The 1105-nt window shown below is 72.6% G+C and carries 1 protein-coding gene; it reads left to right on the forward strand.

Features of this window, described 5'->3' with window-relative positions; translation table 11 throughout:
* Window positions 1-379 precede the first annotated feature (379 nt).
* Window positions 380-598, forward strand: coding sequence for a hypothetical protein (locus L978_RS18015; RefSeq protein ID WP_156118330.1), 219 nt, complete (start codon window positions 380-382; stop codon window positions 596-598).
* Window positions 599-1105 lie beyond the last annotated feature (507 nt).

A 1105-nucleotide genomic window follows, 5' to 3' on the forward strand; every position in this document is an offset into this window, starting at 1 on the left:
TCCTGTGTGTGTTGTGTGAACCTGACGTTTACAAACTAGGTGGGGGGTGGGACATTGGTGGGGGTGGGGGGACCAGGGCGGCGAATGTTGCTTGAAATTTGCAAGCATTTTTCGCAGGGTCGAGGGGTGCGAGGTGGTGCGGGTTCGGTGGGGGTGGGGTGGTGAATGTTGCTTGAAATTTGCTTGCATTTTTCGGGGGGTTGCGTGGGGGTTGCGGGGGGTGGGTGTCTCGGCCGGGGCGTGGGGGTGGTGATCGCCGTTCGGGGGTGCGGTCGATATCCCTTTGTGCGGGGTCGTGTCCGATGTGGGCGGTGATCGGCACCTATGGCGGGTGGAGGTGGTGGAGGTGGGCAGGGGCCGGGCCGCGTACAGGGTGGGCATGGATGTGTCGAGGGATGCGGTTGTGGGCTGGTTGGGGCGCGTGGAGCGGGTGGGGGATGCCGCTGCGGGGGCGGGGAAGGCGGTGCGGCGTGCGGTGGTGGCGTGGGCGTGGTTGTGGGGGCCGGTCGGGGCGGTGGTGTGGTGGGTGTGCACGGGGGAGCCGGTGGGGTGGTCGGTGTGGGGGCCGCTGCTGGACGGCCTGCCGTGGGGACGGTGAGCGCTCGCCGCGGCGGGTGGTGGCCTCCGGGGCCGGGGCGGCGTGGCAGGGCGGTAGGGGGCCGGTGAGGGGTTCCGGCTGCGCTCGCCGCAGCGGGCAGCTCGAGCTGCTCGGCGAGCTGCTCGCCGGGGGTGGGGGTTCAGGAGCCGGCGGGTGCTCTCAGCGGCGCTGTGCGCCCGTCTGAGGGCCGATCGGGCGGGCCGGGGGATCCACGCCCGTCGGGGCCACCCCCGTCATCCCCAGCCCGATCAGGAGCGCGGGGGAGTGCCCCCCGTTCCGACGCCTCCCCAACCCGACCACCGCGACCGCGACAGCGGGTCGCTCGACACCCACACCGACCACCTCGGAACGCACCGACCAGCACCCGACCCAAACCACCCACGCCCGACCATTTCGACACCGCTACGGCTCCCCACAACCCGGCCACGGAGCGCCCCGCCAGGGGCGCAGGAGCGCGCCAGCGCTCCGACAGAGCGGCGGCGCCAGCCGCCCGCTCGCTGCCCCCCC

This window comes from Microbacterium sp. ZOR0019, from assembly GCF_000800925.1.
GTDB lineage: Bacteria > Actinomycetota > Actinomycetes > Actinomycetales > Microbacteriaceae > Microbacterium > Microbacterium aurugineum.